The 25,949-nt window shown below is 61.9% G+C and carries 32 protein-coding genes; 21 read left to right on the top strand and 11 right to left on the bottom strand.

Annotation, left to right across the window (positions count from 1 at the left end):
- The first annotated feature begins 174 nt into the window (after positions 1–174).
- Positions 175–1,509 carry an aspartate aminotransferase family protein gene (locus ACSQ16_RS06815; RefSeq protein ID WP_243261208.1) on the top strand — a complete coding sequence of 445 codons (1,335 nt, stop codon included), beginning with the start codon at positions 175–177 and terminating at the stop codon, positions 1,507–1,509.
- A 13-nt stretch (positions 1,510–1,522) separates the two neighbouring features.
- On the opposite strand, the gene ACSQ16_RS06810 is transcribed toward ACSQ16_RS06815, so the two are convergent.
- Genes ACSQ16_RS06810 through ACSQ16_RS06790 form a run of 5 tightly spaced genes read right to left on the bottom strand, consistent with a single transcriptional unit; the run spans position 1,523 to position 4,388 of the window.
- A complete protein-coding gene (locus tag ACSQ16_RS06810; RefSeq protein ID WP_243261209.1) occupies positions 1,523–2,497 on the bottom strand; it encodes a cell envelope integrity protein TolA in 975 nt (324 codons plus the stop codon).
- Positions 2,494–2,883, bottom strand: coding sequence for an ExbD/TolR family protein (locus tag ACSQ16_RS06805; RefSeq protein WP_243261210.1), 390 nt, complete (start codon positions 2,881–2,883; stop codon positions 2,494–2,496). Before ACSQ16_RS06805 ends, ACSQ16_RS06810 begins: the two co-directional genes overlap by 4 nt.
- 2 nt (positions 2,884–2,885) lie before the next feature.
- Entirely contained in the window at positions 2,886–3,227 is a 342-nt protein-coding gene (locus tag ACSQ16_RS06800) for a biopolymer transporter ExbD (protein ID WP_243263213.1), read from the bottom strand.
- Positions 3,228–3,255: 28 nt separating this feature from the next.
- Complete coding sequence (locus ACSQ16_RS06795) at positions 3,256–3,942, bottom strand: MotA/TolQ/ExbB proton channel family protein (protein WP_243261211.1); 687 nt, start codon at positions 3,940–3,942, stop codon at positions 3,256–3,258.
- Positions 3,942–4,388, bottom strand: coding sequence for a hypothetical protein (locus ACSQ16_RS06790; RefSeq protein ID WP_243261212.1), 447 nt, complete (start codon positions 4,386–4,388; stop codon positions 3,942–3,944). Before ACSQ16_RS06790 ends, ACSQ16_RS06795 begins: the two co-directional genes overlap by 1 nt.
- Before the next feature lie 276 nt (positions 4,389–4,664).
- On the opposite strand from ACSQ16_RS06790, the gene ACSQ16_RS06785 reads away from it, so the two are divergent.
- Positions 4,665–5,123, top strand: a complete 459-nt coding sequence (locus ACSQ16_RS06785) for a beta-lactamase hydrolase domain-containing protein (protein WP_093928385.1) — start codon at positions 4,665–4,667, stop codon at positions 5,121–5,123.
- Positions 5,124–5,151: 28 nt separating this feature from the next.
- Here ACSQ16_RS06785 and ACSQ16_RS06780 read toward each other — a convergent pair whose 3' ends face one another.
- Complete coding sequence (locus ACSQ16_RS06780; protein WP_243261214.1) at positions 5,152–5,457, bottom strand: ArsR/SmtB family transcription factor; 306 nt, start codon at positions 5,455–5,457, stop codon at positions 5,152–5,154.
- Positions 5,458–5,552: 95 nt separating this feature from the next.
- On the opposite strand from ACSQ16_RS06780, the gene ACSQ16_RS06775 reads away from it, so the two are divergent.
- From ACSQ16_RS06775 to ACSQ16_RS06750, 6 genes are all read left to right on the top strand, one after another.
- On the top strand, positions 5,553–5,987 hold the full coding sequence (locus ACSQ16_RS06775) for a YeeE/YedE family protein (protein ID WP_243261215.1): 435 nt from the start codon (positions 5,553–5,555) through the stop codon (positions 5,985–5,987).
- A 1-nt stretch (position 5,988) separates the two neighbouring features.
- Entirely contained in the window at positions 5,989–6,429 is a 441-nt protein-coding gene (locus ACSQ16_RS06770; RefSeq protein ID WP_243261216.1) for a YeeE/YedE family protein, read from the top strand.
- Positions 6,429–7,346, top strand: a complete 918-nt coding sequence (locus ACSQ16_RS06765) for an MBL fold metallo-hydrolase (protein WP_243261217.1) — start codon at positions 6,429–6,431, stop codon at positions 7,344–7,346. The genes ACSQ16_RS06770 and ACSQ16_RS06765 overlap by 1 nt, the downstream gene beginning before the upstream one ends.
- A 54-nt stretch (positions 7,347–7,400) precedes the next feature.
- The gene (locus ACSQ16_RS06760) at positions 7,401–9,122 is read left to right on the top strand and encodes a SulP family inorganic anion transporter (RefSeq protein ID WP_243261218.1); all 1,722 of its coding nucleotides are present in this window, start codon (positions 7,401–7,403) and stop codon (positions 9,120–9,122) included.
- Positions 9,123–9,183: 61 nt separating this feature from the next.
- Positions 9,184–9,648 (top strand): CreA family protein, encoded by a 465-nt coding sequence (locus ACSQ16_RS06755; protein ID WP_243261219.1) that lies wholly within the window; start codon positions 9,184–9,186, stop codon positions 9,646–9,648.
- Positions 9,649–9,765: 117 nt separating this feature from the next.
- Positions 9,766–10,914: a lytic murein transglycosylase gene (locus ACSQ16_RS06750; protein WP_243261220.1), complete on the top strand. Its 1,149-nt coding sequence runs from the start codon at positions 9,766–9,768 to the stop codon at positions 10,912–10,914.
- Between the two features lie 6 nt (positions 10,915–10,920).
- Here the strand turns inward: ACSQ16_RS06750 and ACSQ16_RS06745 are convergent, their stop codons facing one another.
- Positions 10,921–12,261 (bottom strand): FliI/YscN family ATPase, encoded by a 1,341-nt coding sequence (locus tag ACSQ16_RS06745; RefSeq protein ID WP_243261221.1) that lies wholly within the window; start codon positions 12,259–12,261, stop codon positions 10,921–10,923.
- Positions 12,262–12,331: 70 nt separating this feature from the next.
- Between ACSQ16_RS06745 and flgB the strand changes: the two genes are divergently transcribed.
- Genes flgB through flhB form a run of 8 tightly spaced genes read left to right on the top strand, consistent with a single transcriptional unit; the run spans position 12,332 to position 18,564 of the window.
- Complete coding sequence (gene flgB, locus ACSQ16_RS06740; RefSeq protein ID WP_243261222.1) at positions 12,332–12,736, top strand: flagellar basal body rod protein FlgB; 405 nt, start codon at positions 12,332–12,334, stop codon at positions 12,734–12,736.
- A 9-nt stretch (positions 12,737–12,745) separates the two neighbouring features.
- Entirely contained in the window at positions 12,746–13,156 is a 411-nt protein-coding gene (gene flgC, locus ACSQ16_RS06735; protein WP_067630405.1) for a flagellar basal body rod protein FlgC, read from the top strand.
- An 11-nt stretch (positions 13,157–13,167) separates the two neighbouring features.
- Positions 13,168–13,500 (top strand): flagellar hook-basal body complex protein FliE, encoded by a 333-nt coding sequence (locus ACSQ16_RS06730; RefSeq protein ID WP_243261223.1) that lies wholly within the window; start codon positions 13,168–13,170, stop codon positions 13,498–13,500.
- Positions 13,501–13,503: 3 nt separating this feature from the next.
- On the top strand, positions 13,504–13,773 hold the full coding sequence (gene fliQ, locus ACSQ16_RS06725) for a flagellar biosynthesis protein FliQ (RefSeq protein WP_067261035.1): 270 nt from the start codon (positions 13,504–13,506) through the stop codon (positions 13,771–13,773).
- Positions 13,770–14,603, top strand: coding sequence for a lytic transglycosylase domain-containing protein (locus tag ACSQ16_RS06720; RefSeq protein ID WP_243261224.1), 834 nt, complete (start codon positions 13,770–13,772; stop codon positions 14,601–14,603). Before fliQ ends, ACSQ16_RS06720 begins: the two co-directional genes overlap by 4 nt.
- Positions 14,600–16,684, top strand: a complete 2,085-nt coding sequence (gene flhA, locus ACSQ16_RS06715) for a flagellar biosynthesis protein FlhA (RefSeq protein WP_243261225.1) — start codon at positions 14,600–14,602, stop codon at positions 16,682–16,684. The genes ACSQ16_RS06720 and flhA overlap by 4 nt, the downstream gene beginning before the upstream one ends.
- A 2-nt stretch (positions 16,685–16,686) precedes the next feature.
- Positions 16,687–17,442 carry a flagellar biosynthetic protein FliR gene (locus ACSQ16_RS06710; protein WP_243261226.1) on the top strand — a complete coding sequence of 252 codons (756 nt, stop codon included), beginning with the start codon at positions 16,687–16,689 and terminating at the stop codon, positions 17,440–17,442.
- 3 nt (positions 17,443–17,445) lie between these two features.
- Positions 17,446–18,564 carry a flagellar biosynthesis protein FlhB gene (gene flhB / locus ACSQ16_RS06705; RefSeq protein WP_243261227.1) on the top strand — a complete coding sequence of 373 codons (1,119 nt, stop codon included), beginning with the start codon at positions 17,446–17,448 and terminating at the stop codon, positions 18,562–18,564.
- An 11-nt stretch (positions 18,565–18,575) separates the two neighbouring features.
- Here flhB and ACSQ16_RS06700 read toward each other — a convergent pair whose 3' ends face one another.
- From ACSQ16_RS06700 to ACSQ16_RS06685, 4 genes are read right to left on the bottom strand one after another with little or no spacing between them, the layout of a single operon-like run.
- Positions 18,576–19,205 carry a MotE family protein gene (locus ACSQ16_RS06700; protein ID WP_243261228.1) on the bottom strand — a complete coding sequence of 210 codons (630 nt, stop codon included), beginning with the start codon at positions 19,203–19,205 and terminating at the stop codon, positions 18,576–18,578.
- Positions 19,202–19,603 carry a flagellar motor switch protein gene (locus ACSQ16_RS06695; protein WP_243261229.1) on the bottom strand — a complete coding sequence of 134 codons (402 nt, stop codon included), beginning with the start codon at positions 19,601–19,603 and terminating at the stop codon, positions 19,202–19,204. Before ACSQ16_RS06695 ends, ACSQ16_RS06700 begins: the two co-directional genes overlap by 4 nt.
- On the bottom strand, positions 19,584–20,531 hold the full coding sequence (locus ACSQ16_RS06690; protein ID WP_093928367.1) for a flagellar motor switch protein FliM: 948 nt from the start codon (positions 20,529–20,531) through the stop codon (positions 19,584–19,586). The genes ACSQ16_RS06695 and ACSQ16_RS06690 overlap by 20 nt, the downstream gene beginning before the upstream one ends.
- Positions 20,528–21,052 carry a flagellar basal body-associated FliL family protein gene (locus tag ACSQ16_RS06685; RefSeq protein ID WP_243261230.1) on the bottom strand — a complete coding sequence of 175 codons (525 nt, stop codon included), beginning with the start codon at positions 21,050–21,052 and terminating at the stop codon, positions 20,528–20,530. Before ACSQ16_RS06685 ends, ACSQ16_RS06690 begins: the two co-directional genes overlap by 4 nt.
- Before the next feature lie 182 nt (positions 21,053–21,234).
- Between ACSQ16_RS06685 and fliF the strand changes: the two genes are divergently transcribed.
- Genes fliF through ACSQ16_RS06660 form a run of 5 tightly spaced genes read left to right on the top strand, consistent with a single transcriptional unit; the run spans position 21,235 to position 25,943 of the window.
- A complete protein-coding gene (gene fliF, locus ACSQ16_RS06680) occupies positions 21,235–22,938 on the top strand; it encodes a flagellar basal-body MS-ring/collar protein FliF (RefSeq protein WP_243261231.1) in 1,704 nt (567 codons plus the stop codon).
- Complete coding sequence (locus tag ACSQ16_RS06675; protein ID WP_243261232.1) at positions 22,935–23,591, top strand: FliH/SctL family protein; 657 nt, start codon at positions 22,935–22,937, stop codon at positions 23,589–23,591. The genes fliF and ACSQ16_RS06675 overlap by 4 nt, the downstream gene beginning before the upstream one ends.
- Entirely contained in the window at positions 23,584–24,048 is a 465-nt protein-coding gene (locus tag ACSQ16_RS06670) for a FliM/FliN family flagellar motor switch protein (protein WP_243261233.1), read from the top strand. The genes ACSQ16_RS06675 and ACSQ16_RS06670 overlap by 8 nt, the downstream gene beginning before the upstream one ends.
- The gene (gene fliP, locus ACSQ16_RS06665; protein WP_435988717.1) at positions 24,035–24,871 is read left to right on the top strand and encodes a flagellar type III secretion system pore protein FliP; all 837 of its coding nucleotides are present in this window, start codon (positions 24,035–24,037) and stop codon (positions 24,869–24,871) included. Before ACSQ16_RS06670 ends, fliP begins: the two co-directional genes overlap by 14 nt.
- A gap of 22 nt (positions 24,872–24,893) precedes the next feature.
- On the top strand, positions 24,894–25,943 hold the full coding sequence (locus ACSQ16_RS06660; RefSeq protein WP_243261235.1) for a flagellar motor switch protein FliG: 1,050 nt from the start codon (positions 24,894–24,896) through the stop codon (positions 25,941–25,943).
- Positions 25,944–25,949 lie beyond the last annotated feature (6 nt).

The raw sequence follows: 25,949 nt of genomic DNA, 5'->3' as shown, positions 1-25,949 counted from the left end.
ATTATATCCCCCGTTGGTTAGGTATTTTACCGTTTGATAAAATAATTTACCTGTCAAGCTTCTCCTGACCCTAGGTCAGCCCAAGCTTTTCCGAATACGCGCGGTGTGCTGATTATTGTGGCAGTCAGCAAGCGAAGCGGTAAATAGGGTCGACCCCAAGGATCGGATTCTACGATGAGCCATGTATTGCACCGTAACCTGCGCGCCACGCAACCTGTGATCGTACGCGGAGAGGGAAATTTCCTTATTGATGACAAGGGGAAACGCTATCTGGATGCCTGCGGCGGCGCTGCGGTGTCGAGCCTTGGACATGACAATGCGGCCGTGCGCGCCGCCGTCGCCGCGCAGATGGACCAGCTCGCCTTTGCGCACACCGGCCTCTTTACCAACACCCCGGCTGAGGCGCTGGCCGACCATTTGATCGCCCGCGCACCTGAGGGCACCGGCGAAGGGCGGGTGATGTATCTGGGCAGCGGGTCCGAGGCGATGGAAGCGGCGCTGAAGCTCGCGCGGCAGTATCATTTGGAGCGTGGCGACAGCGCCCGCGCCAAGATCATCGCGCGCAAGCCCAGCTATCATGGCAACACACTGGGCGCGCTGGCGGTGGGCGGCCATGCCGGACGCCGCGCACCCTTTGCGCCAATGTTGATGGATGTGGAGCATATCGATGCGGCCTATGCCTACCGCCTGCAACGCGAGGGCGAGAGCGAGGCGGATTTCGCGCAACGCTTGGCGGATCAGTTGGAGGCGCGGATCGTTGAGTTGGGGCCGGAGACAGTCGCCGCCTTCGTGGCGGAGCCTGTGGTGGGGGCCTCGCTCGGCTCACAGCCAGCGCCTGTGGGGTATTTCAAACATGTGCGCGAGATTTGTGACCGGCACGGTGTCTTGCTCATTGCCGATGAGGTGATGTGCGGCATGGGCCGGACGGGAAGCCTTTTTGCGTTGGAGCGGGAAGGCATCTGCGCCGATATCACCACCATGGCCAAGGGGCTCGGCGCAGGCTATCAGCCCATCGCGGCGGTGATGGCCCGCGAAAGCGTGATTGACGCGATCATGGCGGGCAGCGGCAACCTGTGGAACGGGCATACTTACATGTCCCATGCCGTCGCCACGGCTGGCGCGTTGGCGGTGCTGCAAGAGGTCGAGAGCCGTGATCTGCTGGGGGCCGTGCGGGCGCGTGGGACGCAGTTGGAAACGGCATTGCACCAGCGATTTGGCCAACACGCCCATGTCGGGGACATCCGCGGGCGCGGGCTGTTCTGGTCTATCGAACTGGTGGCCGATCGCGCCAGCAAGACGCCCTTTGACGTCAGCCGCAACCTTGCGGGCAAAATCCAACGCGCGGCGATGGAGGCCGGGATGATCTGTTATCCGTCGCAGGGCTGTGCTGATGGTACTGCGGGAGATCATGTGTTGCTGGCCCCGGCCTTTACCTCTCCGCCCGAAGAAATCGAGATGACGGTCGAGATGCTGGGCCAGGCCGTCGACGGGGTGATTGCGGAGGGCTGAGCCCTCTGCCCACTCATCGGCCTTTGATCTGGATCGAGAAATTGCGCTGCGCCCCGGCGGGCGGGCGCGGGAAGGGTGCGGCCTGTCGAATGATGCCAAGCGCCGCTTGATCCAGAGCCGCCGACCCCGAACTGCGCGCCACCCGTGCGCCTGCCAGCTGCCCGCCATTGCCCACCGAGAAGGCGATCACAGCGGTCCCGCGTGAGCGGACGCGCGGCTTGCCGACGCGGGCGATGCGGCTCATGACTTTGCCGGGGTAGTTGCTGACCGCTGCGTTGCCCGAAGGCGCTGCCGCCTGTTTGCGCGTACCAGCCTGAGAGGCATTGCCCGTGCGGCTGGTGGTCTGCGCGCCTTTGGTGTTGTTGCGCTTGGCATTGCCACGAGCGGTCTGCTTTGGTTTGGGTTTCGGCTGGGGCTTGGGTTTTGCCTTTTTGGCGGCTTCGGCGGCGCGCTCTGGGTCGCGGCGTTGCGGGCGCTGCGACAGGCGCGGCGCTTCTTCGTCAGGGGCTTCGGCGGTGACGGTTTCCGTCGGTGGCACCGGAGCCCTAGGTGTGAGGGTCGGTACGGCCTCTGTGGTTTCGGGCGGCGTTTCAACCGGGGTCAACGATGGCAAGACAGGCGTCTCGGCCGCGAGCGCTGCGGGTGGGGCAACGGGCATCGGCTCTGCGATTTGTGCCGTTTCCACAGGCTCGGCCCGGGGGCGCGCGGCTGCGGCTGTCGGGGCGGGCGGCGTCGGCGTGGGAGTGAGCGCCTCCGCGGTTTCGGGCGGCTCTGGCGTTGGGGTTGGAGTGATCTCTTCGGCAGGCTCCGCGTCGAGCGTTCCAACGGCCATGTCCTCAAACCGGGTGCCAAGTTGCGCCGACGCGGGCGCGCCGCCACCTGCGATCTTGGCGCTGTTGTCAGACTGGGTGAGTTGCGACACGCCAACCACAAGTCCAGCGGCGACGCCGATGGACAACCCTTTGATAAGACCGGACCGGGGGATCATTGCAGCGCCCTTTCGGTGACAAGCATGACGCGCTCTGCCCCGGCCCCGCGCAGTTCGCGGGTCAGTTCCACAAGGCGGCGGGCAGGCAGCGCGCGGTCGGGCAGCAGCCGCACGGTATCGCGCTCTTCTTCGGGCAGCGCGTCGATGAACTCAGCCACGCTGGCGCGGTCTTGGCCTGCGTAGGTCATGCGGCCATCGGCATGGACCACCAGCGCATTGGGCGGGGCGCGGCCCTCAAGTTCGCGGGTTTCCACGAGGTTGAGGTCCGAATCTAGCGGCTGCGACAGGGTGCCTGCGACCATGAAGAAGACCAGCATCAGAAAGACGATGTTGATCAGCGCGATGGTCGGTTCGCGTTGCGGTTTGGCTTTTGCGATGGGACGCATGTTTACCCCTCCAGAACCGACACGCTGAGACCCGGCAGGGCACGCAACGCAATAAGCAGATCGGCCAGCGCCTGCGCCTCTACCGCCTCCCCAAGAGAGACGAGAAGCGGCGTACCCTTCTCAGCCTCGGCCAAGGGGCTGGCTGTTAGCGCATCAAGGGCCAGCATGTCGCCATTCAAGCGCAGCCCTTCGGTGGTGAGCTGCAAAAAGAAGGGCTTCGCCCCCGTCTCGGCCCCGGCGCCGGATGTCGCTGCGGCCAATTCGATCTCGGCAAATTTTGAGAAGGTCGAGGTCAGCATGAAAAACAACAACAACAAAAAGATCACGTCGATCAGGGAGGTCATAGAGAGGCGGTTGCGCCGCCGGCGTGGCCTAGCCATGGGCTGGCCGGGGCGCGGCGGCGGCAAATTGGGTCGCGGCAAGTGTGGCGGCGGGTGCAGCATTTTGGCCGGGGTGCAGCACGGTCAGGATCGCCTTGTCAGCGATGACACGCTCGGTTTCCATCCGCTGTTCCAGCCAGCTAAGCACCAGCGCGGTCGGCATGGCGACGACGAGGCCCACGGCAGTGGTCAGAAGCGCAACCCAGATACCACCCGCGAGGATTGAGGGATCCACCTGCGACCCTGCGTCTTGCAAGGCGCGGAAGGCTTCGATCATGCCTAGAACCGTGCCGAAAAGACCCAAGAGCGGGGCAAGCTGCGCCACGGAATCGAGCAGACGAAAGCCGCGCTCCAGCTTGGCAAAGCGCAACTCGGCCTCGGCCTGAAGCCGCGACGCGCCCGCATCTGGAGAGGTCATGGCCAGCTCGATCACCGGGGCAAGGTAGCTTTTCGAGCGGCCAAGCGCGCTGCGCGCCGCCGTGGCATCGCCGCGTTCCCAGGCTTCCACCGCTTCAGAAAGTGCGCGGTGACGCCCGACAGCGGCTGCGCGAAATTGCCATGTTTTATAAAGGGCGACGGCAAGGGTCAGCACCGCGACGCCCATCAAGATCACCACCACCGGGCCACCGGTTTCGGCAATGCCCCGCAGCGGGGTCAGCAGATCGTTCAGTTGCTCCATCAGCCCAGCACCTCGATGTCGGTGCGGGTTGCCGGGGCCAATGCGCGTTCACAGGTGCCTGCCTCAATCCCCTCGCCCGCGCAGCTTTGTGCACCGTTGAACAGAATGCGGCCCAAGTTTTCGCAAGTCGTCTGTGGCACGACGAATTGGCGCACGCGGGGGCGGCCTACGGGTAGTGCGCCAAAATCGAATAGGGTCAGGCGATCCACGGTGCCTTCGCGGTCAAAAAGCACAGTCTCATAGACGGCTTTGTCAAGCGGTGTGGCAAGACCGTTGGTGATGAGGAACGTCAGCTTGCAGTTTGCATCCGTCGTATCGGCGGCGTTCAGCTCGACCTTCAGGTACGGTTCGGCGCTGGCCGGGATCACGTCAGGGGTTTCAGCAATGGCGCTGTGAGCAAGAGAGAGGGTCAGGGCCGCGAGGAACGCGGAACGAAAATGCGGCATGGGGTGGCTCCCAAAGGGGTTGTCGTTAATCACGGCGCGTTCGGGTGGCCTCTGCCGAGGGGCAGAATCGTCATGCCACCTGTCGCGCCAAGCGGAATTTCTGGTTGCTGCCTAACAAAACCGCGCGGCGGTGACAATCCTGACTTTATTACTCGGATAAGTATGTCACTACCCGCCGCCCCTCCGGAGCAGAGGAACAGTTGCGCCAGATTGGTGTTGGGCCGTTGAAATAACCGCGCGTGCCACGCAGGCATTCGCGCAGAGAAGGAGGCCAGAATGACCGACGATACCCAAAAGATCGCAACCATCGACCCCAGCCATAATGTGGCGCTGTTCCTGCCGGACGCCAAGGCGCTGGAACAGGCAGCCTCGGCAGGTATGAAAACAGTGGTGAACTTTCGCGCCGCGCACGAGAAAGGCGGGCTGGACCCCGATGCAGAGGGTTTGGTCGCGGAAAAACTGGGCTTGAATTACCTGCACCACCCGGTCGCGCCGGAAGACCTGAGCCCTGAAACGGTGGATGAATTCCGCCGCGCCTTGGATGACCTGCCGCAACCTGTGTTTTTGCATTGCGCCTCGGGCAAGCGTGCGGGGGCGATGACATTAATGGCGCTTGCCGCGGATAAGGGCTGGGACGGTGATACGGCGCTTCAAGAAGGCAAGGCGCGCGGCATTGATTTAGCCGAAGATGGAATTGGCCAGTTCATCAAATCCTACGCTGATAGCAAAGCCTGAATGATGCGCCCGGTCCCACCGAGAAATTCTAATCCCTAGCGCAGTAGAGGCCGTGCAGCGTTTCTAGAACCGCCACGGCCTCCTGCCCCTTCACCCTGTAAAAGATCGTTTGCCCAGCGCGACGGCTGTCGACCAGACCGGCGTCTTTCAACTTTTTAAGTTGTTGTGACATGGTGGATTGCGACAGCCCGCAGGCGTCGGCCAGATCACCGACGGACCGCTCCCCTTCCAGCAGACGGCATAGGATTTGCAGCCGCGCCTCAGACGCAAGCATCGTCATAAGAGCCGCGGCGCTGGCAATATCGCCATCCAAAAAGTCGTCTGCGTTATTCATATTAGCATCATTGAATATTACTAAGTGGTAATATATACTGAATCGCAGTTTGATACAAGCCAGCCGCCAGTTGTCGGCGCTCAAGGAGTTAAGACATGGAAACTGAATTTACGCCTTGCCTGTCGCTGGGCGGCGGCGCGCTGATCGGGGCCTCGGCGGTGCTGCTGATGGCAACGAATGGCCGTATCGCGGGCATCAGCGGGCTAACCTCACGGCTATTAGCGCGCAGCAGTGACGGCGAAGCGCGGGGCGTTTCGTTCTTTTTCGTGCTGGGGCTTTTGCTTGCGGCGCCCCTCTGGCTGATTGTCTCGGGCGGGTGGCCGCAGCAATGGGTGCCTTCGAACCCGCTTTTGATGGCTCTGGCCGGGCTGTTGGTTGGATTTGGCGCGACCTATGGCAATGGCTGCACCTCGGGCCATGGGGTCTGTGGGATCAGCCGTGGCTCGGCGCGGTCGATCGTGGCGACGGTGACCTTTATGGCGACGGCTTTCGTGACCGTATTCGTCATGCGGCATGTGTTGGGAGCGTGATATGAAACAGGTATTCGCCTTACTCTCCGGCCTTGTCTTTGGCATCGGCCTTATCGTCTCTGGCATGGCAGACCCCGCCAAGGTGCTGAACTTTCTCGACGTCTTTGGCACGTGGGATCCCAGCCTCGCCTTTGTCATGGGCGGTGCCATCGCCGTGACCGCACCGGGCTTTGCATTGCTGTTCCGCAGCCGTCAGACCCCCTATTTCGACAGCACATTCCGCGTCCCCACCCGCAACGATCTTGAGCCGAAACTGCTGACCGGTGCTGCGATCTTTGGCGTGGGCTGGGGCTTGGGCGGCTTCTGCCCCGGCCCTGCGCTGACCGCCTTGCCCTTGGCGGCCAGCGGCACGTTGATCCTTGTGCCCTTCATGCTGGGCGGCATGTGGATCGCCCGCCACACCCCTGATTTGACTCCGAAAACTAAGGAAGGAACTGCCTGATGAGCGACCCTCTTAACTCCCCCATTGTGCGTCATTCCCCCTCAACCGGTGCGGGCAGCCCTGATGTCTGGGGCATTTATGAGCCCGACACAGGCTCGATCCAATACATCTGCGCCGATCCGGCGACCAAGAAGGCCGCGCTGATCGATGTGGTCTGGAACTTTGACCCGAAGAACTACAAGTTCACGACCGAGAGCATGGATCAGGTCTTGGACCTTGTGAAAGAGCACGGTCTGAGCGTGGAATGGGTGCTTGATACGCATCCCCATGCCGATCACGTCATGGCCTCTGCCCATCTGAAAGAACGGACCGGTGCGCCCAATGCCATCGGTGCGCTGGTGCCTGAGATCGCCAAGATTTGGGCCGACCTTTACAACCTGCCTAACGCCTTTGACCCCGACCGCGACTTTGACCATCTGTTCGAAGAAGGCGAGACGTTTAATATTGGTGAATTGGACGCCAAAGTGATGCTGTCGCCCGGCCATACGCTGGGGTCGATCACTTACGTCTGTGGCGATGCGGCCTTCGTGCATGACACATTGATGCAGCCTGATGCGGGCACCTCGCGGTCGGACTTCCCCGGCGGCAAAACGGCGGAGCTTTGGGACTCGATCCAAGACATCCTCGCCCTGCCCGGCAACACGCGGCTTTATATCGGACATGACTATGGCACCGATGACCGCAAGGAACCGATGTGGGAAGCCACGGTTGATGAGCACAAGGCCAAGAACATCCACGTCAAGGACGGCACCAAGCGTGAAGAGTTTATCGAGCGCCGCCAGAAGCGGGACGCGACCCTGTCGCTGCCCAATCGGATCCTTGCCGCCTTGCAGATTAACCTGCGCGGCGGGCGACTGCCCCCGGCAGAGGATGATGGCAATCACTACCTCAAACTGCCAGTGAACCGGTTCGACTAAACCAGACCGGGGGGCCCTTCGGGGCTCCCCCTTCCTCTTGACGGATTGCCTGACATGACCCTCCCGCCTCTCGCGCAATATCTGCCGATCCTTGACTGGGGGCGGCGCTATGATCGTGACCAGTTCACCGGGGATATGGTGGCAGCGGTGATCGTCACCATCATGTTGATTCCGCAATCGCTGGCCTATGCCCTGCTTGCGGGGATGCCGCCCGAGGCCGGTATCTATGCCTCCATCGCGCCGATTGTGCTTTATGCGATTTTTGGCACCAGTCGGGCGCTGGCAGTGGGGCCCGTGGCGGTGGTGTCGCTGATGACGGCAGCGGCGGTGGGCAATATCGCCGAAGCGGGCACGGCGGGCTATGTCACCGCGGCGCTGACGCTGGCGTTTCTGTCGGGCGCGATGCTGCTGGCGCTTGGGCTGTTCCGGTTGGGCTTTCTGGCGAATTTCCTGTCTCACCCTGTGATCGCGGGGTTCATCACCGCCTCGGGCATCCTGATTGCCGCCAGCCAATTGCGTCATATTCTGGGGGTCGAAGGCGAAGGCCATACGCTGGTCGACATCCTCGCCAGCCTTTGGGCGCATTTGGGTGAGGTGAACCCGATCACCCTGCTGCTGGGCGTGACCGCGACGGCGTTTCTATTCTGGGTGCGGGGCGGGTTAAAGCCCTTGCTTTTGCGTATCGGGCTGGGGCCGCGCATGGCCGATATCGGTGCCAAGACAGGCCCGGTGCTGGTGATCGTCGGCACCACGTTGGCGGTCTGGGCCTTTGATCTGGGCAGTCGCGGCGTGGCCATCGTGGGCGAAGTGCCGCAAAGCCTGCCGCCGCTCACGCTGCCTTCCTTCTCGCCCGATCTGCTGTCGCAACTGTTCATCCCCGCGCTGCTAATTTCGATCATCGGCTTTGTAGAGAGCATCAGCGTGGCGCAGACCTTGGCCGCCAAGAAACGCCAGCGCATCGACCCAGATCAAGAACTCATCGGTCTGGGCAGTGCGAACCTTGGGGCCGCCTTCACCGGGGGTTTTCCGGTCACCGGGGGCTTCTCTCGCTCTGTCGTGAACTTTGACGCAGGGGCCGAGACGCCTGCCGCGGGGGCCTTCACCGCCGTAGGGCTGGCGCTCGCGGCGCTGTTTCTCACGCCGCTGATCTACTTCCTTCCCAAAGCCACGCTCGCCGCCACTATCATCGTTGCGGTGCTCAGTCTTGTTGATTTCTCAATCCTCAAACGTGCTTGGGCCTTCAGCCATGCCGATTTTGCAGCCGTGAGCGTGACGATCCTGCTGACGTTGATCTTCGGTGTCGAAGCGGGGGTGAGCGCCGGGGTCATCACCTCGATTCTTGTGCATCTTTATAAGACCTCGCGCCCGCATATGGCCGTGGTGGGCCGGGTGCCGGGGACTGAGCATTTCCGCAATGTATTGCGCCATGAGGTTGAGACCCAGCCGCATGTGCTGTCCCTGCGGGTGGACGAGAGCCTCTATTTTCCAAACGCCCGCTTCCTAGAGGATCAACTAGCGCGCTATGCCGCGGACAAGCCCGAGCTGACGGACGTCGTGCTGATGTTCCCAGCGGTGAATGAGATCGACCTTTCAGCGCTGGAGTCGCTGGAGGCGATCAACACGCGGCTGCGGGATGCCGATATACGGCTCCACCTGAGTGAGGTCAAAGGCCCGGTCATGGACCGCCTCAAGCGCAGCCACTTCTTGGATGATCTGACGGGCGAGGTATTCCTCAGCCAGCATGAAGCCGTTTGCGCCTTGGCCGAGCGGCACTGAGGAATTCGAGGGTATTTGTCCGCGCGCGGGAACCGCCCTGCCCGTCGCGCGTTGGCCTGCCATGAACAAGATATTTGCGCGCGCCGCCGCCCTTTCCGCCTGCCTTTTTGCCACTGCCGCCCCTGCCGAACAGGTGGGGAATGTCGACGTGGACTGGCTGGGCAATGACATTATCGTCGAAGCCGTGGCCGACCCTAAGGTCAAGGGCGTGACCTGCCATCTGGCCTATTTCGAGCGCGGCTTGATTGACCGACTGCAAAAGGGCAATTGGTTCGAAGACCCATCGAACTCCTCCATCTCTTGCCGCCAGACCGGCCCGATTGAAGTGGGTGATATCGAGATGGACGATGAAGGCGAGAATGTATTCAGCGAGCGGCGCTCAATTATCTTTAAGACGCTGCGGGTAAAGCGGATTTTCGACGAAGAGAACAACACGCTGATCTACATCAGTCACAGCCAGCAGGTGCAAGATGGCTCCGCCAAGATGTCGATGTCGACAGTGCCCTTGTACCAGCCCGGGCGATAAGCCCAAGGGCCAAGTTTTCCTCGGCGAAGGCTTGCCATCTTGGCGATCCCGCCTTGTCGGGCGACCTGCCTGCGATATGCTGCGCAAAACGCAACAATGCAGCGGCAGGCAGGATTTATGAGACATTCACGCAGAACATTCGCATTCGGCCTCGCCGCTCTGGGGCTGACCTCGGCCTGCTCCACGGGGGGCGGCGCGCTTGGCCCCGCAGCAGCGGCAGGGGTGCCGGACGATCTGCGCCCGGCGCCCAATGCAGGCTATGACGCTTGGGTCGCGGCGTTTAAGGGCCGTGCCTCGGCACAAGGGATCTCGGCCAGCACCTTAACCCAAGGGTTCCGCGGTACGGGCTACCTGCCCGGCGTCGTGAAACGGGACCGCAACCAAACAGAATTCAGCCGCAGCTTGGAAGATTACCTCGCAATCGCCGCCTCGGATGAGCGGGTGTCAAAGGGGCGCGCGGCCTTTGCGCGGCACCGTAGCACGCTGAGCGCGATTGAGAACCGCTATGGCGTGGCGGCAGAGATCGTCGCGGCGGTTTGGGGGCTTGAGAGTTATTTCGGGGAGCGGCGCGGGAATGTACCCGTCGTTTCGGCCACTTCGACGCTGGCCTATGACGGGCGGCGCGGGGCGTTCTTTGAAAAGCAGTTGATCGCGGCCCTGAAAATTCTGCAAAACGGCGACATCACTGCCGATCGCATGACCGGATCTTGGGCCGGGGCCATGGGGCATACGCAGTTTATTCCTACGTCCTATCAAGCCTTCGCGGTGGATTTCACCGGCGACGGACGACGCGACATCTGGTCGGAAGACCCCAGCGATGCGCTGGCCTCGACCGCCGCATATCTCTCGCGTAATGGCTGGACACGCGGTGTCAAATGGGGTGGCGAAGTGGGCAGTATGCCCGCCAGCGCCGGATCGGTGATCCAGCCGCAGGCAGGTGGGCCGCAGTTTGTCGTGACCAGCAATTTCCGGGCGCTGAAGCGCTACAACAACTCCGACAGCTACGCCATCGGCGTAGGCCATCTGGCCGACCGCATCGCCGGGGGCGGACCGCTGCGCGGCAGCTTCCCACCCGACGCCAATGGGCTGACCAAGGACGACCGCATGGCGCTGCAACAGCGGCTGACGGCGCGAGGGTTTGACACCGATGGCACCGACGGGGTGATCGGGCCAAACAGCCGCAAAGCGATCAGCGCATATCAGGCCAGCGTTGGCCTGCCTGCGACGGGCGAGCCATCGGTCGAGCTGCTGCGCCGCCTGCAATAGGCGGTATCAGCCGGGGCTGATTCCGGCCCGGTCGAGCATCCCTGCCACCTCAGCAAATGAGGACTGCGGCGGGGTATGCTCGGCCTTGCGCTGGCTGAGGAAGGCCTCGCATGGGCCAGCAAAGGCAATGGCGCGGTCCAATTCAGGGTTGCTGCCGCTGCGGTAAGCGCCGATGCGGATCAATTCCTCCATATCCGCATGGGCCGCCAGCGCCTTATGAGCGGCAGTGAGCAGCGTATACTCCACATCACTGTGGCAATCCGGCAACGTTCGCGAGACGCTCGCCAGCAAGTCGATCGCTGGATAGCGCCCCTTTTCGGCAATCTTTCGATCCAACACGATATGCCCGTCGGTGATGCCGCGCACGGCGTCGGCGATGGGATCATTCATATCGTCACCATCCACCAGAACGGTGAAGATCGCGGTGATATCGCCCTTGCCCACCGGCCCCGGTCCCGCCCGCTCCAGCATCTGCGGAAGCTCCGAAAACACCGTCGGCGGGTAGCCCTTGGCGGTGGGCGGTTCGCGCGAGGCGAGGCCGATTTCTCGTTGTGCCATGGCGAAGCGGGTTACGCTGTCCATCAAGAGCAGCACGTGCTGGCCCTGATCGCGGAAATGCTCGGCCACGGCCATAGCGGTCCAAGCGGCTTGGCGGCGGGTGAGCGGCGGCTCGTCCCCGGTGGCGACGACGAGAACCGCCTTCTCCATCCCCTCGGGGCCAAGGTCGGTCGAGATGAAATCCTGCACCTCGCGGCCCCGTTCACCGACCAGCGCCATAACCACCACGTCACACTCCGTATAGCGTGCCAGCATGGCCATAAGCGTTGATTTACCAACACCGGAGCCTGCGAAAATGCCCAAGCGCTGACCTTGGCAAAGCGGGGTGAAGACATCCAGCGCGCGTACATGGGTCGCCAGTTTCGGGCCGATGCGTTTGCGGTCAAAGGCGCCCGGCGGGGCGGCGCGCAGCGGGCGCGGTTGGTTGCCTTCGGGCAGATGCCCCTTCCCGTCGAGCGGTGCCGCCGAGGCACTGATCACCCGCCCCTTCCAGCTCTCATCCGGGCGGATCACATCGCGGCCAACTGCGACCTCAACCCGGTCCCCCGCCGCGACCCCGCGCCACGACCCGAAGGGGAGCAACTCGGTGCCATGGGTGCCCAGCCCCACGACCTCGGCATGGACCGGTCCGTCAGAGCCATGCACGATGCAGCGCTCGCCGATGCCCAGCACCCTCTCCAGCCCCACGGCGGTTAGGGTAATGCCGGTGATCGCGCGCACTTCGCCGGTGATCTCGGCCTCGCCCGCCTCGCGGGCAAAGCTGGTCAGCTCGGAAAAGAGTGTCTGCATGGATAAATTTCCTCTAGGAGAGTAGGCTAATATTTACTATACAAGGATTAAACAGGCTATAGGCAAAAAAATGAACTTGTCTAATCTTTCTATTCTTGGACTCGCTTCGGACCGGATGCAGTGGCTTTCGGCCCGGCAAAAGGTCGTGTCTGAAAACGTCGCCAATGCGTCGACACCGAACTTCAAGGCGCGGGATGTATCGTCCTTTGAATCGATGCTGAGCGGAGAGCTGTCGCGCGATAATGGGTTGGTGACGACCCATGACAAACATTTCACCGGTGTCGCCCACGGTACGCCCGGCGTGCGTGAGGTGACGGATCGCAACGCTACTGGCACCACGCTGGATGGCAATACCGTGAACCTCGAAGAACAGGCAGTGAAGGCCGCCGAGATCGGCGACCATTACAGGTTGGCAGCGCAGCTTTACCGCAAAAGCTATGACTTGCTGACCATGGCCGTCACCGGGAACAGGTAAGGAAAACGCATGGATCCGCTTCAGTCTATCGCCAAAATCGCCGCCAGCGGGATGACCGCGCAGACCGCGCGTTTGCGGGTGATCTCGGAAAACGTGGCCAATGCCGATTCAACGGGCACCACGCCCGGCGCCGATCCGTTTCGGCGCAAGACCATCAGCTTTTCCGAGTTGATTGACCGCAATGGCGGCGGGTCATTGGTTGAGGTTGATCGCATTGGGCGCGACCAATCCCCGTTTCGGCGCGACTATGACCCGTCGCATCCGGCGGCGGATGACACCGGCTATGTCAATCGGCCCAATGTCGATCCCATCATTGAGATGGCCAACATGCGCGAAGCCTCGCGGAACTACGAGGCCAACATGAACATGTTCGAGTCCGGTCGCCGGATGCGCGGTCAGATGCTCGACCTGTTGAAGTGAGGTAACCTGAGATGAGCGATCCTGCTTCTTTGATCTCAACCGCCGCCGTCCGGGGTGCCTACCGCACCTCGCAATCGCTGACGGGGCAAAAGGGCGAAGGCATCGCCGAGGAAGCCGGTGCCAGCGCCAATAGTTTCACCAATATGGTGCAACAGGCCTCCGAAAGCGCGTTGGAAACCGTGCGCGGTGGCGAGGCCGTGGCCCAGGCCGGGCTGCGCGGTGAGGCGGATACACAACAGGTAGTCGAAGCGATGCTGGCGATGGAGAGCACTGTGAAAGTGGCCGTGTCGGTGCGCGACCGCTTTGTCGAAGCCTATCAGGAAATTCTGCGGATGCCGATCTAGGCCATGACCGAAACCCAGACCTATGACATCATCTCTGCAACCGTCTGGGCCGTGCTTTTGGCTTCGGGTCCGGTGCTGGGGGTGGCGCTGGCGATTGGTCTGGTGATCGCGTTTTTCCAAGCATTGACGCAAATTCAGGAAATGACGCTGACCTTCGTGCCCAAGATCGTGATGATCTTTGTCACCCTGCTGGCCGCGACGCCGTTTATGTATGCCACGCTGAAGAACCTGTCGGACACCATTTTTGACCTCGTGCAGAACGGTGGGCTGTGAGAGCGCTTTGGCATATGGCCCGCGCGGCGCTGCTGGGGGCGGTGCTCGCCACCCCTGCCCTCGCCCAAGGCTGGGGGTCGTTCTATGAGCCATCGCAGAAAAACGCCGTGACCAAGACAGCCCGGACGCTGGCCGCCAAGGGCGGGCCCGAAGGGGTCTGCATCCGCGAAATTCTGGCGGCACAAACGCGGCATGGCATACCCGACAACCTGCTGCTGGCCATCGGCCTGCAAGAGGCGGGCACAAGGCGCAATGGGCATTTCACGGTCTGGCCCTATGCGGTCAACGCCGCGGGCGAAGGACGGCTGTTTGACAGCCGCAATGCCGCGCTGGATTGGATCGCCGAGCGGCAGGCGAGTGGCATCCGCTCTATCGACGTGGGCTGTATGCAGATCAACATGCGTTGGCATCCGGATGCGTTTGACAGCGTGAGCGAAGGCTTTGATCCGCGCGTGAACGTCGATTACGCCGCGCGTTTCCTCAAGCGGTTGCACCGCCGCACGGGCAGTTGGATGCAGGCCGCCGGGTCGTACCATTCGTTCGAGCCTGAGTTCCGCGACACCTACCTTGACCGTCTGCAAAAGAATATCTCAGCCGCCAATGCGCGGCTTCCGGAGTTTCAGGCGCTGGCCAGTGCCAGCCCCGTTCCCGCGCGTCCGCGCAAGACGCCCCGCAGCACGTCGGGCAGTTATGATAGGTTGGCGGCCAAGGCCACTTGGGGCGCGCAGATTGGCGGCGCTGAAAACGCCCGCCGCTCGCTTTATTCCGCCCATGAGATGCAGCCCGTCCTGCCACACTTCACCACCGTCCACGCGGAGGATGCGGGATGAGCACGAAACCCAACACCATCCTGCCGCAGCTGAGCATGTTCGGCGCAAACAAAGACGTCAGCTTTGCCGTTGGCATGTCGCTGGTGCTGGCGGTTCTGTTCCTGCCGCTGCCGCCGATCTTGCTGGACTTCGGGTTGGCGCTGTCACTGTCGCTGAGTGTGCTGATCTTTATGGTGGCGCTCTGGATCCCTTCGCCCTTGCAGTTCAACTCCTTCCCGACGCTGCTGCTGGTCACCACCATGTTGCGTCTGTCGCTTAACGTGGCCTCAACCCGGCTGATCCTCAGCGAAGGGCACGCAGGTCTGCATGCCGCGGGCGATGTGATCCAGGGCTTCTCCAAGTTCATCGTGGCGGGCAATTTCGTCATCGGTGTGGTGATCTTTGCCATCCTCGTCATCATCAACTTCGTCGTGATTACAAAGGGGTCGACCCGTATCGCCGAGGTTGCCGCACGGTTCTCGCTGGATGCGATGCCGGGCAAGCAGATGGCGATCGATGCCGATATGGGCGCAGGGCTGATCGACGAAGACGAGGCCCGTCGCCGCCGCAAGGAACTGGAAGACGAAAGCGCGTTTTTCGGGGCGATGGACGGTGCTTCGAAATTTGTGCGCGGCGATGCGGTAGCGGGGCTGATTATCACGCTGATCAACGTCATCGGTGGCATTCTGATCGGTGTCGTGCAGCGCGGCATGGGCGTGGGCGATGCCTTTAACGTCTTCACCTCGCTGACCATCGGGGACGGGCTGGTCAGCCAGATCCCGGCGCTGGTGGTGTCGCTGGCTGCGGGTCTGATCGTGACCAAGGGCGGCACGCGTGGCGCGGCAAACGAGGCGGTCTTTGACCAGCTGTCGAACTTCCCCAAGGCGCTCTATATGGCAGCGATGCTGTTGTTCGGTATCGGCCTTCTGCCGGGCTTTCCGCTGCTGGTCTTTGCCTTGCTGGCCGCTGCCATGGTGGGCTTGGGCGTGGTGATCCAGCGCGGCGCGGCGGAGGCCGCAGAGGCCAAGGCACAGGCTGATGCAGAGGCCCAGAAAAAGCAGGACATGCCGGAGGTCGACAGCAACCCCATGCACCTCGACGAGTTGCGGCTGGTGCTGGGTGAAGGGCTGGTGGCGCTGGCCAACCGTCCCGACGCGGTGTTGCCGAGCAAGATCAAATCCCTGCGCAAACATTTCGCCGAAGAGTTCGGTTTCCCCATGCCCTCGGTGCGGATCAAGGACGATGTAAGCCTGCCGATCAACAGCTACTCCTTCCAGATCCACGGCGTTGATGTGGCCAAGGGCGACATCCGCGCCAATCAGATGATGGTGATCAACCCCGAAGGCGCGCCGCTGCAACTGCCGGGTGAGGCAACGCGCGAGCCGACGTTCGGGCTCGATGCGCTTTGGGTCGACAGCAAGGTCGCCGATCAGGCCGAGGCCCAGGGCTATACGGTGGTGGACCCGGAAAGCGTGATCACCACGCATCTGACCGAAGTGGTGAAAGAGAACATGTCGGAACTGCTCACCTACGGTTCGGCAAAAGAGGCGATTGAGGGGCTGGACCGGAATTACCAAAAACTGGTCAACGATCTGCCCGTCCCCTCCCCCGCCATTCTGGTGCAGCAGGTCTTGCAGGAACTGCTGCTGGAGCGTGTGTCGATCCGCAATCTGCCGCTCATCGTCGAGGCGATGGCCGAAGCCACGCGCCAGACCAGCAAGCCCGCGTTGGTGCTGGAAAACGTGCGCCGCCGTCTGTCGAGCCAGATTTGCCAAGGTCTGGCCGATGGGCAGGGATTTGTGCCCGTCATCACCCTGTCGCCGTCATGGGAGGCCGAGTTCATTGACGCGGTCAAAATGGTGGGCGATGACCGCACATTCGTCATGTCGCCCAAACGGGTGCAGGAGTTCGTCTTGCAGGCCCGCCAGCAGATCCAGCGCTTCGCCTCTGAAGACAGCTGGCCCGCGCTGATGGTGAACCCCGAGGCGCGGTCCTATGTGCGCTCCATGTTGGAGCGGGTCAGCCCGATGACGCCGGTGATCTCCAACGCCGAAATCCACCGCAAGGTGTCACTGCGGACCGTCGCCACCATCGGGGGCTAGGGATGGACCTTTCCGCCCTCTTGACCGACGCGCTGATGGGATACTTCGTCGTCTTCGCCCGCATCGGCAGCGCGCTTTTGTTCATGCCGGGTTTTGCGGAGACCTCGGTCCCGACGCGGCATCGGTTGTTCTTTGGTCTGATCCTGAGTGCTGCGCTTTATCCGGTTACGGGCCTTGGCCCGGTGGCCGAAGATCGCCCCGGTGCCCTGTTGTTGATCTTTGGCTCGGAAATCACCGTGGGACTGTGGATCGGGCTGGTGGCGCGCACGCTGCTCTCGGCGCTCCAATTCGCGGGCTATCAGATGGCGTTGATGTCGGGGTTGGCCAATGCCTTGGCACCGAACATTGGGGCCTTTGAGGGGGCAACAAGCATGGCCGCGATGCTGCTGATCGGGGCGACGGCGCTGATCTTTGTCACCGACCTGCACCACCTGATCATCGAGTCGCTGCTGATGTCCTATCAGGTTTTTATCCCCGGCACTTTCATGCTGGCCGATCTGACCGATCAGTTTGCCCGCGCCACGCAGGTCAGCCTCTACCTCGGCCTGTCAATCGCCGCGCCCTTTTATGTGGCGGGTCTGGTGCTTAACGTCGGTATGGGCTTGGCCAACCGTATGATGGCAAGCCTTCAGGTCTTCTTCATCGCCCAGCCCTTGCTGATCGCCGCCGGGTTGGCCTTGATGGTGCTGGCGGTTCCGACCATGATGCGCGGGTTTCTGGAGCCATTCGCGGAATGGCTCACCACCTACGGGTTCTAGGCCATGTCGGAAGAGGACAAGAGCAGTAAGACCGAAGAGCCGACGGAGAAAAAGCTCCGCGACGCGCGCAAGAAAGGCGACGTGCCACAATCGCGTGAGACCGGCACGGCGATGCTGGTTTTTGCCTTGCTGCTGATCCTGATCTTCGTGCTGCCCAGTTCGATTGGCGGCATTGTCGACGCACTGCAACGCCCGCTTTTGGGCGCAGGTGTGACCGCGATCGGCACCGGCGGCACCGGATTGGTTGAAGCCGGCGGTGTCCTTAAATCGCTGGGCTTTACGGTGGGGCTGGCAATGATGCCCGTAGTCGGAATTATGGTGTTGGCAGCGCTTTTCGGAGTGTTGATCCAAGGCGAGACGGTGGTTTCAGCCGAGCGGATCAAACCGAAGATATCGAAACTAAACCCCCTCTCGGGCTTCAAGCGCCTGTTCTCCGCCGATGCCTTTGTCGAGTTCGCCAAGAACACCGCCAAGGTGCTGGTGATCGGCTTTATCACCGTCTGGGCTGTGCGGGATATTGCGCAGTCTCTGGGGCAGACGCAGGCCTTTGTGCCTGAGACTTTACTTGATGCCACTTTGCAGAAGGTGCGCTGGATATTTCTTGTGACGACCACCTTCCTCGTCCCCATTGCCATTGCCGACATCATTTGGAAACGCGCGCAGTGGAAGAAGAAACAGATGATGAGCCTCAAGGAAATCCGCGACGAGCATAAGGACAGCGAGGGCGATCCGCAGATCAAAGGCCGCCGGGCCGAATTGCGCCGCGCCCGCGCGCGCCAGCGCATCGCGCAGGCGATCCCGGGCGCCAGCGTGGTCCTGACCAACCCGACCCATTACGCCGTGGCGCTGAAATACGAACAGGGCGTGGATGATGTGCCGGTCTGCGTGGCCAAGGGCGCCGATGTGATGGCGCATCGCATCCGCGAACTGGCCAAGGACCACGACATCCCGATCATCGAAAACCGCCCGTTGGCCCGTGCGCTACATGCAGCGGTGGAAGTAGATGACCGTATCCCGATGGAGCATTGGCAAGCGGTGGCCGAGATCATCGGCTTTGTCATGGACATGCGCCGCAACGTGCGCCGCAAACCGCCGGCAGGGTCGTCGATCCGCGAGGATTAAGCCCTGCCCGCTTAACGTAGGCGCAGCCCTTCGAGGTTGCGGTCGGCGGGGAGTTTGGAGCGTTCCAGCAGGATTTTGGTGATTAAACGTGCACGGACGAGGCTGAACGAGCCCATGATCTGCGCAGCGTCCCGTTCGGGCATAGCACCGATCACCTGCACGGCGGTTTCCACGTCGATTTCATCCATGATGCCCGCCGCCACCTGTGGCTTCATGTTGCGGTAAAGCTCAACCAGTTTGGTCATGTCCTGATTGTTGGCCTCTTCGATCACCTTCAACTGCGCGCCGATCTCATCGCGCAGGCTGGCCAGCCGGGTCTGCTCGGCTTTGAGGCTTTGCTCGGCCAGCGCCAGCTTGGCTTCACGGTCGGCAATCGTATCGCGTTGGTCTTTCAGCAGGGCACGCTCTTCGGCGATGGCCTCGGCGATCAGATGGCTCGGCTCGCACATGCCGCTTTCGCCCGGGGCGCTGGCGTCATAGCTGGGCGGCGCGGGTGCGGCGGCCAGCTCAATCGGAACCGGAGGCGTGTCGGTGGGCGTCTCGGCGATGGCCATCATTGGCATGAACTCAACCGTAAGCTTGAGCACGCCAGCGACGCCAAGGCCAAACAGCGCGATCTTTGGCAGGGAGATACGGCTCATTCCTTACGCTCCTTGGTGATGTCGAAAAAGGTGCGGACCAGTTCGGATTTGCCCTGCACTGCCGCCTGCCCGCGCACTTGGGAACGCCCCTTCAGACGCGCGGCGCGCATCTCTGCCGGGCTTTGGCCTGCTGGAATAGGTTCAGCCGCGGCTTTGCGGTGCTGTGTGGCGTCACGCTGCACAGGCGGCTCGGCGCGTTGAACCTTGGTACTGAGGTCGCGCAGGTCTTCGACCGACCGGGCCGATTGATCGACGGCACTGGAAAAAGCCCCGACCATCGGCTCCATCTCTTTCAGGGTCGCCATCAAGGCGCGGACCCGGCGATCAAGGATAAAAGCATAGATCAGCGTACCAACCAGCAGCACGATGATGAGGATATCAATCAAGGCCGGCATCATCGTCGCTGTCCTCCTGATTTTCCTTAGGGAGCAAGGATTGGATCACCCGCAGGGCCAGCGCGCCATTGCTGCGCTGGCCAAAGGCGGCCTGAAACATCGGTTGCGCGTTCACCATGCCAACCACGGGAGTATCGACCGTCATGCCCAGATCAATCACCTGACCGGGCTTCCATTCCAGCACCTCATGCAGCGGGATCGTCACCTCTTGAAGCACGCCGGTGATGGTGACCGTCGTGCTTGATATCTGGCTGTTCATATCCTTGCGGGCATTACTGTCGGTGGGCGAACGCCCGCCAAGGAAGGGCTGCGCCAACTGCGCACTGACCTCATCAAGCGTGCCATAGGGCAGCACCAGCGCCATATGACCGCTGCGGTCTTCGAACTGCAGATGCATCCGCACCAAGACCGTCGCGGTGCGCGGGGCGGCCAGCATGACCGACCGGGGATTGGACTCCAACGACTGGATGTCGAATTGCACGGGGCTGACATCATGCAAGCAATGCGCCAGCCCTTTAAGCGACAGTTCCGCCAGCCTGCGGCCCAGTTTCTGCTCAATCGCGGTCAATCCACGCGGCTTCCATTCTTGGCTCGTGGCCCGACGCCCGCCCAGCATAATCTCTAGCACCGAAAACAGCAGGTCCGGCTCGACCACACAGGCGATCTGACTGCCCCAGCTTTCCGCATTGGCGATGGCGATGAGAGAGGGCGATTGGATGCTCTCCATCGCGTCCTCATAGGGCATATATTCTAGCGAGGTCAGTTCGATCTCGGGTGCGACGGTACAGTAGGATTTGAGGTCAGGCACCAGTGCCAGCAGCAGCCGGTCGATGATGATCTCAAGCGTGGGCAGGCGCTGGAAGCTTTCGCGCGCCTGACGGATCATCGTCTCTTCGAGGCTCAGCGCATCGGGGGAGGCCGCTGTCGTCATTGCACCACCATATCGGCAATCAGTATTTCATGCGGCGCGTCGGTGTGCCCCACTGCCCGCGCCCGGCGCAGCAGTTCGGTTTTCAGCATCGCCAGCCCATAGCTGCCAGTCAGATCGCTGACATGCAACTGGCGCAGGAAATCTTGGAAACTGTCGCGCAGGTAAATTTCGCGCGCAATCAAACGGTCCGCACCTTCAACACTCTCATCATAGACCATCAGCATGTTGAGCTTGAGAAACCGGCTCGTCTGCCCGCCCTGCGGGCCGGTGTCGGTGACGTTCACGATGATCTCGGGGAACGGCATGACCGGCATCTTCACTTCGGTCTTGGGCTTGCCGCCGTGACCATCGTCATCCGCCTCTTCGGCATGGCCGTTGTCAGCGAGCTCTTCTACGGTCTCATCCCCTCCCAGCCCGGCCATTTTCAACAGACCAGAAGGGCCAATGGCCAGCGTCACCCCACCCACACCAGCAAGAAGGCAGAGCAAGACGACAGCAAGGATAGCAAGAAGCTTTTTCATTCTTTCACTCTTAGTCGGATCCCGCGCAATGCGCCATATGCAAGAACAAATACATCGCTAAACAAGCTTTATTGCAACAGAAACCTGTTTATTTATCAGTTCTCACAAGTATAAATCGATATATGCTTGCATAGTGACGACCGAGCGGGGAATGCTCGGCCTATCCAACCGAGTGAGGGCCCGTGAATCAGATCGTTGAAAACCTTAAGGATTTAGGTCCAAAGCGGCTGGCACTTCTGGGCGGCATCGGCTTGGCGATCACCGCGGCTATTTTTATCGGCGCGCGGACCATCCTCGCCCCTACCTATGTCCCGGTTTACAGCCAGCTTAGCCCCGGCACCGCGTCGCAGATGATGCAGACGCTGGAGCAAGCGGGGCTGACGGTCGACCTGTCGCGCAATGGCGATACGATTTCGGTTGCAGAGAATGACATCGCCCGCGCCCGTATGGCTCTGGCCGATGCGGGGCTGCCAGGCGAAGGCGTGCCGGGTTGGGAGATTTTCGACAACATGTCCGGCATGGGGATGAACTCCTTCATGCAAAAGGTGAACCGGTTGCGCGCGCTGGAAGGCGAGCTGGCCCGGTCGATCCAAACTATCAGCGGCATCAAGGCCGCGCGGGTGCATCTGGTGCTGCCCGAACGCGCCGCTTTTTCGCGCAGCCGCGCCGAGGCCAGCGGCTCGGTCATCGTACGCTCGCAAGCCAACGCCAGCATGACCCGCAGCCAAGCGCAGGCGATCCAAGCACTGGTAGCCTCTGCCGTGGCGGATTTGGAAGCGCAGAACGTGACCGTCCTGTCGGCCTCGGGTGAGACGATCTTGGCCAAGGATGAGGGCGGCAGCTCTGACTTCTCACTCCAAGGTCAGCGCAGCATGATCGAAGAGCAACTGGCGCAGAAAGTTGAATCCATTCTCAACGCCCGCGTCGGGCCGGGCAATGCCCGCGTACGCGTCAGCGTTGATCTGACGACCGAGCGTGAAGTGCGCGTTTCGCGTACCTTTGACCCTGCCCAGCAGGTCGCCCGATCCATCGAAACCCGCGTGCGCAACTCCAATGAAACCGATCCGGCGGCGGCCACGGTCGATGTGGCGAACAATATCCCCGATGAATTGCGCGACGATGCCGGCGGCGGCGCGGGCCAATCCACCCGTTCCGAGAACGACGAGATCATCAACTATGAGATCGGCTCGGTTCAAAGCGAGATGGTGCGCGAGCCGGGCGATATCGAGCGTATTTCGGTCGCCGTTCTGGTGAACGGCAGCTATGGCACCCTGCCCGACGGCTCCGAAGGCTATATCGAGCGCAGCGAAGAAGAAATGCAGCGCCTGAGCCAATTGGTCAGCACCGCTATCGGCTTTGACCAGAACCGCGGCGATCAGGTGCAGGTCGAGAGCCTGCAATTCCTTGATTTCGATTCCGAGTTCAGCAGCCCCGCAGGCCGTGGCTTGGGCGCCGTGCTGGCAGATAACGCCATGACCATCCTGCGCTCGCTCTTTGCCCTGGCGTTGGTGGCGATCATTATGGTGCTGGGCGCGCGCCCGCTGCGCATGGTGCTGGATGCCACCCTTCCTCAGCCCGCGCTGGCTGGCGCTGGCGCCGACGCGGGCCTGTTGGACGGTCCTGAGCGGGATAACGCGCCAAAAGCGTTGACCGGCGGCACCCAGAACGAGACCCCGCCAAACCGCCTGCCCACCCCGGCGGGCGTCCAGACCGGTGCGGTGCTTGGCCCAATGGACGAGATGCCCCGCGACATGGTGCATCTCGCCTCGGTCGAGGGCGCAGTCCAGCACAGCCAATTGCGCGCCGTGGCCGAACTGGCCGAAGACAACACCGAAGACGCCCTGCGGGTTCTGGGCCAATGGCTGTCGGAAGGGGATGATCTGTGATCACGACCCTCAAGCTGCAAAACTTCGACGAGGACGGCAAGAGCAAGCCGCAGGATCCGGCGCTGCCCACGCCCGAAGAGATCGAAGCGAAGATCAAGAAGGCCCACAAACAAGGCCATATCGAAGGCTATCTGGCCGGAGCCGACGCGGGCCGGGCTGAGATGCACCAGACAATGCAGGCCGAACAAGCGGTCATGGCCGAGAAACTGGCGCAGGAACTGGCGCGGCTCTCGCAGGCCATGCAGGCCCATCAGGAAGCGCTGGTGGCGCAGATTGTGGGATTTACCCTGCAAACCTGCGAGATCGTCCTCCCCGAAGTAATCGAACGCCTGTCGACCGCGCGGGTGAAAAAGACCGTAATCCAATCGCTCAAGATGGCCATCGGATCGAGCCACATCAAAGTGCGCCTATCGCCCGCTACGCTGGAGCAGATCGGCCCCGAACTGCGCCAACGCGCGATCTATTACAAATGCGACAGCGTGCTGGACGTGCGCGCCGATGCCGACCTGCCCGACGGCGATGCCCGGATGGAATGGGACCACGGGAGTCTCGACTACGGCTTCAAAAAGATTTGCGACCGCCTGCTCGCCGAGCTGCGCGACACCCATGAGCGGGCGCTGAAAGCACAAAAGGAGAAGGACGAAAATGGATAAGCCTGACCTGCAATCGCCCAAAGACGACGTCGACGCCGCAGAGGGCAAAGCGCCCGACGCCGCGCCCGGCACCAGCCAGCAGGACCAGCCGCGCGCTGACGCCTTCGGCAATACCGCCAGCGCGGGTAGCGCTGACGCGGGGGTCTTCCCGCAACTCGACACAGAGGATTCGCGCAACGCCCTCGCCCCCCGCCCTGAGGCCGGAGGGGCTGGGATCAACGCGATGCTGAACGTCGGTCTCGATGTGCAGATTGTACTGGGCCAAGCCCGGATGCCGATCTCCCGACTGCTGGAATTGACCCGCGGCTCTATCGTGGAACTGAACCGCAAAATCGGTGCGCCCGTCGATCTGATGGTTTCTGACCGTCTGGTCGCACGCGGTGACCTTGTGAAAGTCGGGGAAGACCGGCTGGGCGTTTCGCTGACCCAAATCGTCAAGGATTATGTGCCTGACTGACCGCCCCTCTCTGCGCAGCTATGCGTCGGGCCGGATGGGCCTTGCCCTGCTGGTGCTTCTCGCCAGCAGCGGCATGGCTATGGCCCAAGACGGGGGGTTTTTGGGTACGCTGTCAGATGTGATCGGGGATTCCGCGCCGGGAAGTGATGAGAACGCCAATCTTTCGGGCCGGATCGTTCAGTTTATCGCGCTGATGACCGTGCTCAGCATCGCGCCGGGGCTTTTGGTCGTCATGACCAGCTTCACGCGCTTTGTCATCGTCCTGTCGATGCTGCGCTCGGCCCTTGGCCTGAACCAGACTCCGCCCAATATCGTGCTGACCTCGCTGGCTCTGTTCATGACCTTCTTTGTCATGCAGCCCGTGTTCGAGGACGCCTATGAGGCCGGGGTGGAGCCGCTGTTGGAAAACGCCATCGCCGAGGGACAGGCGCTGGAGCGGATCGCGGCCCCGTTCAAGAGTTTCATGTACGTCAACACCCGCCCCGAGGACTACGCGCTGTTTTTGCGCATCGCCCCGGCCAACGAAGAGGCCGAAGAGACCCCCATGCCCGAGACGGCTGAGGAAGCCACGTTCCGCCATCTCGTCCCTGCCTTCATGATCTCAGAACTACGCCGCGCCTTTACCATCGGCTTTCTGATCTACCTGCCCTTTGTCGCCATTGACCTTATCATCGCATCGGTCTTGATGAGTGCGGGCATGATGATGCTGCCGCCCGTGCTGATCTCTTTGCCGTTCAAGGTTATCTTCTTTGTGCTGATCGACGGTTGGTACATGCTGGCAGGATCGCTGATCGAAAGCTATGTGCCGCTTGCCGGTGGCTGACCTGCACTGAAAGGATTTATCCATGTCGACCAATGCCCTTTCCAAAACCCGCAGAAAGCCCATCACGGTGGAGGATCTGAACGGTCCCACCAAGGCGGCCATCACCTTTCTCTGCCTCGGAGAGCAGACCGGTTCGGAACTCATGCAAAAGCTCGGCACCGCCGAGATCGAGCGCATCACCAGCGCCATGAGCCGTCTTGGCCCGATCCCGGCCGAGGTGGTGGAACATGTACTGAGAGAGTTCACCCAAAAAGTCGTCAGCGGAACCGGGTCGGTCGTGGGGTCACTGTCGACGGCAGAATCCATGCTGCGCAAATTCATGCCCGAAGAGCAGGTCACCAGCATCATGGCCGGGCTCAAGAACAGCGAGCGCGAAAGCGCCATGTGGCGCGGCTTTGGCGCGCTGGATGAGACGGTGATCGCCAATTATCTCAAGGGCGAGCATGACCAGACGGCGGCGGCGATCCTCAATAACGTCGAAACCTCTGTCGCGGCCAAAGTGCTGCCCCTGCTCGGCCCTGAGCGGATGCAGGACATCGCCGAGCGCATGATCGCGATGGAGGCCGTGCCGCTGCATATGATGCAGCAGATCGAAGAAACCTTGAAGCAAGACATCCTGTCGAATGCGATGCACACCAATTCGGTCGAGACGCATCAGCGCATGGCGGACCTGTTCAACCAGTTGGATGTGCAGGCCTTCGAAGAGCTTTCCGGTGCATTGGACGCGCGTATTCCCGACGCTTTCCAAGCCATCAAACAGCGTATGTTCGTCTTTGACGATCTGTTCAAACTGCCGATGCAAGACTTGGCGCAGGTCATGCGCGGGCTGGATGGGGCCACCCTACCAATGGCGATGCGCGGGGCCAAGAAAGAGCAGCGCGATCACCTGATGGAATGCCTGCCGCAACGCTCGCGTCAGATGCTGATGGACGAAATGGCCGCCACTGGCCCTGTCCGGGGCCGCGATGTGCGCGCCGCTCAAGCCGCCATGGTGGAATACGCCAAGAGCCTTGCCGATGAAGGCGTGATTGAACTGCCCTCGGCAGCCGATGACGACGAATTCATCGAATAGGGCGGA

The organism is Sulfitobacter sp. SH24 (assembly GCF_965641895.1).
In the GTDB taxonomy this organism is placed as follows: domain Bacteria; phylum Pseudomonadota; class Alphaproteobacteria; order Rhodobacterales; family Rhodobacteraceae; genus Sulfitobacter; species Sulfitobacter dubius.
This window is presented reverse-complemented; position numbering and strand designations above follow the sequence as displayed.